At 75.8% G+C, this 4,681-nt stretch carries 2 protein-coding genes; both read right to left on the bottom strand.

Annotation, left to right across the window (positions count from 1 at the left end; genetic code table 11):
- Window positions 1-4,007: DEAD/DEAH box helicase (locus tag GTW08_RS09390; RefSeq protein WP_237453686.1), on the bottom strand; the 4,007-nt coding region annotated here is incomplete at its 3' end.
- A gap of 63 nt (window positions 4,008-4,070) precedes the next feature.
- Window positions 4,071-4,592 carry a hypothetical protein gene (locus GTW08_RS09395; protein WP_073578093.1) on the bottom strand — a complete coding sequence of 174 codons (522 nt, stop codon included), beginning with the start codon at window positions 4,590-4,592 and terminating at the stop codon, window positions 4,071-4,073.
- Window positions 4,593-4,681: the final 89 nt, after the last annotated feature.

Raw genomic sequence — 4,681 nt, forward strand, 5'->3', positions numbered from 1 at the left:
CGTGCCGTGCGGTGCGCCCCGCCCTGCCGCCCGGACGCGCCACGCCGCCCGCCGCCCCCGGACAGCCGGGCCCGCAGCGGGCCGAGCGTGTCGTTGGTGAGCGCACCCGCCCAGACCAGGTCCCAGACGGCGGCGACGACGTCGTCGTCGGAAGGGGCCGGTTCGTCCTGTTCGGTCAGCAGCACCCCGGCCCGGGTCGCGAGCTCGCGGAAGAACAGCGCACCGCCCCCGGAGTCCGGTGCGGCCTCCGGATCGGTCAGCGCGGCCGGGTCGGTCAGCCCGAGCGCGGCCAGTACCGCGGTGTGCAGCGGAGTACCCGCGGTGTCCAGGTCGGGGGCGGGCAGCAGCAGATCCGCCACGTCGGCCGGGGCCAGCGCCAGCCAGCCGTCCTGCCCGGACAGTGCGCCGCACCCGACCCAGGTCACCTCACCGGAGGCGGTCAGCTCGTCGAGCAGCGCGGGGGTGTAACCCGGCAGCCGGGCCGGCAGCACCAGCGACTCGACCGCGCTCGCCGGCAGCGGCGCCCCGGCGAGCTGCTCGACCACACCGAGCACGTCCTCGGCACCCGGTGCGCGGCGCACCCGGCCTCGCCGCTCGGAGCCCGACCGCACCTGGACGCCCTGCCACTGCGGCAGGAACCGGCCCAGCGCCCGCTGCTCGACGGGCTCGACCTCGTGCCGCAGCTTCGCCAGCGACGCGCGCCGCAGCCGTCGCAGCACCTCGGCGTCGCAGTACTCCAGCTCGCCGCCGGAACCGGCGGGCACCGACGCCTGCGGGCGCAGCTCGCCCTTCATCAGCCGACCGGTGCCGGTGAGCCGCTCCAGCACCCCGGCGACCACGGCCACGCCCAGCCCGAAGCGGCGGGCGAGCTCGGCGGCGGTGAACGGCCCGTGCGTGCGCGCCCAGCGCAGCACGAGATCCCCGAGCGGGTCGGGCACCGGCTCGGTGAACGCCTCCGGCACCCCGACCGGCAGCGCCGTGCCCAGCGCGTCCCGGATCCGGCCGGCGTCCTCGATCGCGACGAACCGTTCCTCGCCGGCGATCCGCACCCGCAGCGCCCGGCGGTCGCGCTCCAGCTGCGCCAGCCACGCCGGGTCGACACCGCGGGCCCGCCCGTCGGCCTCGGACAGGTCACCGACGAAGCGGAGCAGGTCCGCGGCGCCCTCCATGTCGCGGGCGTGCCGGTCCGGGTCGGTGCGCTGCAGCTGGCCCTCGATCTCGGCCAGCATCTCCGGATCGAGCAGCTCCCGGATCGCCTCGGAGCCGAGCAGTTCCGCCAGCAGCGTCGAGTCCAGCGACAGCGCGGCCGCGCGGCGCTCGGCCAGCGGCGCGTCGGCCTCGTAGAGGAACATCCCGACGTAGCCGAACAGCAGGCTGCGCGCGAACGGCGACGGCTGCGACGACTCGACCTCGGCGACCTTCACCTTCCGCGCGGCGACGTCGCCCATCAGCTCGCGCAGGCCGGGCAGGTCGTAGACGTCCTGCACGCACTCCCGCATCGCCTCCAGGGTGATCGGGAACTGCTCGAACTTGCCCGCGACGCTCAGCAGCTGCGCCGATTTCTGCCGCTGCTGCCACAACGGGCTGCGGCGGCCCGGGTCGCGCCGGGGCAGCAGCAGCGCCCGCGCGGCGCACTCCCGGAACCGCGACGCGTACAGCGCCGAGTTCCCCAGCTCCGCGACGACGATCTGCTCGATCTCGCCCGGCTCCAGCAGCACGTCCTCGGCGCTCGGGACGACCTCGGTGCCGTTGTCGTCGACGGCGTCCGGGAGGCGCAGCACGATCCCGTCGTCGGCGCCCGACGCGCTCACCTCGACCCCGCGGCGCTCCCGCATCCGGGCGGCGATCGCCAGCGCCCACGGCCCGTTGACCTGCGCCCCGAACGGCGAGTGCACGACGAGGCGCCAGTCGCCCAGCTCGTCGCGGAACCGCTCCACCAGGATCGTGCGGTCGCTCGGCACGTGCCGGGTCGCCTCGCGCTGCTCGCGCAGGTAGGACAGCAGGTTGTCGCAGGCCCACTCGTCGAGCCCGGCCGCGGCGGCGCGCTCCCGGGCGTCGGCGTCGGCCAGCCCGGACATCTCGCGCACGAACGCGCCGACGGCCCGGCCCAGCTCCAGCGGCCGCCCGATCGACTCGCCCTTCCAGAACGGCATCCGGGCGGGCACCCCCGGCGCCGGGGTGACGATCACGCGGTCGTGGGTGATGTCCTCGACCCGCCACGACGAGGTCCCCAGCAGGAACGTGTCCCCGACGCGGGACTCGTAGACCATCTCCTCGTCGAGCTCGCCGACCCGCGACCCGGCGCCGTCCGCGCCGCCCGGCGTCATCACGGTGAACAGGCCGCGGTCGGGGATGGTGCCGCCGGAGGTGACGGCCAGGCGCTGCGCGCCCGGGCGGCCGCGCAGCTCGTCGGTGACCCGGTCCCAGGTGATGCGGGCGCGCAGCTCGCCGAACTCCTCGGACGGGTAGCGTCCGGCCAGCATGTCCAGCACCGAGTGCAGCGCGGAGTCCGGCAGCGCCGCGAACGGGGCCGCCCGGCGGATCGTCGCGGCGAGGTCGGACAGCTGCCACGACTCCATCGCGACCATCGCGACGATCTGCTGGGCCAGCACGTCGAGCGGGTTGCGGGGGTAGCGCGTGGACTCGATCGACCCGGTCGTCATCCGTTCGGCGACGACGGCGCAGGACACGAGATCGCCGCGGTACTTCGGGAACACGACGCCCTCGGACACCGCGCCCACCTGGTGCCCGGCGCGCCCGACCCGCTGCAGCCCGGACGCGACCGACGGCGGCGCCTCGACCTGCACGACCAGGTCGACGGCCCCCATGTCGATGCCCAGCTCCAAACTGGACGTCGCGACGACGCACGGCAGCACGCCGGACTTCAGCTCCTCCTCGACCAGGGTCCGCTGGTCGCGCGACATCGAGCCGTGGTGGGCCTTGGCCACCGTCGGCGCGGCCCCGCCGCCCACCCCGGACTGCCCGACCGCCTCGGCCGGGAACGCACCCGGGGCGTCGGCGTCGAGGTCGGCGGCCTCCTCCAGGGCTGCGGCCTCCTGCTCGGCGGCGAGTTCGTTCAGCCGGGAGGTGAGCCGCTCGGCGAGCCGGCGGGAGTTGGAGAACACGATGGTCGAACGGTGCTCGCGCACCAGGCCGAGCAGCCGCTCCTCCACCGCGGGCCAGATCGAGGGTTTGCGCGCCGTGCCCGCGGCGGACCCGACGACCTCCTCGTCGGTGCTGCCCGGGGCGGGCCGCTCGTCGAGCGCGGCCAGGTCGGGCACCGGGACCTGCACCTCGACCCGGATCGTCTTGGGGATCGCGGGCTGCACGACCTCGACCGGGCGGGTGCCGGACAGGAACGTCGAGACCTCGTCCACCGGGCGCACGGTCGCCGAGAGCCCGATCCGCTGCGGGGTGGCCTCGGTGATCTCCTCGAGGCGTTCCAGCGACACCGCCAGGTGCGCCCCCCGCTTCGTCCCGGCGACGGCGTGCACCTCGTCGAGGATCACCGTCGTCACCCCGCGCAGGGACTCCCGCGCGGCCGAGGTGAGCAGCAGGAACAGCGACTCCGGGGTGGTGACCAGCACGTCCGGCGGGGTGCGCTGGAACTGGCGTCGCTCGTCGGCCGGGGTGTCGCCGGTGCGCATCCCGACGGTGATGTCGGGGACCGGCTCGTCGAGCCGCTGCGCGGCCTGGCGGATGCCGGTCAGCGGCGAGCGCAGGTTGCGCTGCACGTCGACGGCGAGGGCCTTGAGCGGCGAGACGTAGAGGACCCGGCAGCGGTGCTTCGGCTCGGCGGGCGGCGGGGTGGCGGCGAGCCGGTCCAGCGCCCAGAGGAACGCGGCGAGGGTCTTGCCGGACCCGGTCGGCGCGACGACGAGCGCGTTGCGCCCGGCCTGCGCCGCGGACCAGGCGCCCTCCTGGGCCGCCGTGGGCGCGGCGAAGGCTCCCTCGAACCACTGGCGGGTGGCGGGGGAGAAGCCCTCGAGTGCGGTCACGCCGACCATCATGCGGGTGGGGTCCGACAGTCACCCGTCGAGCGCCCGTCGGACCGGGCGTGACCTGCGACGTCAGCGGGCGGCGTCGGCCCTCGTGCGGGGCCAGACCTCCGCGGTGTCCTCGGCCGGGAACTCGGCGACGACCGCCGCGACCGTCCAGACCATCGACGCCAGGAAGTCCACGCCCAGCGCGTCGACGTAGTGCGAGGTCTCGCGGGCGTCGGCCGGGTCGACGAGCGGGGCGACCGTGTAGCGGGCCCGGGCCGCGTAGCGCGGGCCCAGGTTGCTCCCGATCCAGCCCAGTGCCCGCTCGGAGCGGTCGTCGTGGTCGGCGAGCGCGGTGCGGGCGGCGTCGTACCAGTCGGCCAGCACCAGGAAGGCCAGCGACCAGCCGGGCGGGGTGGCGTCCGGCGGCATGTCCCGGTCGACCGCGGTCAGCCTGCGCACGGCGAACCGGGCCGGGTCGGGCCCCGGCGCGGCGAGGGTCTCGCGCACCGCTCCGGCCAGCACGTCGGAGACCATGCGGTAGGCGTTCTGCAGCTCCGCGTCGTCCGTGCCCGCCGACCTGCGTGTGTTCGGGGTCGTGCCCGCCATGTCCACCGTCCTCCGCTCGCGTGGCCGGGCCGGAGCGTAACGCCCTGGCGCGCGGCGGCCGTGGCACGGCAGCATCCGTCCGTGACCGC

The sequence above is a fragment of the Pseudonocardia sp. SID8383 genome (assembly GCF_009864975.1).
Taxonomy (GTDB): Bacteria; Actinomycetota; Actinomycetes; order Mycobacteriales; family Pseudonocardiaceae; genus Pseudonocardia; species Pseudonocardia alni.

What these genes read in the sequence shown, in the direction of transcription:
- GTW08_RS09395 (WP_073578093.1), bottom strand. Translation starts at nt 4,592, where the DNA reads ATGGCGGGCACGACCCCGAACACACGCAGGTCGGCGGGCACGGACGAC.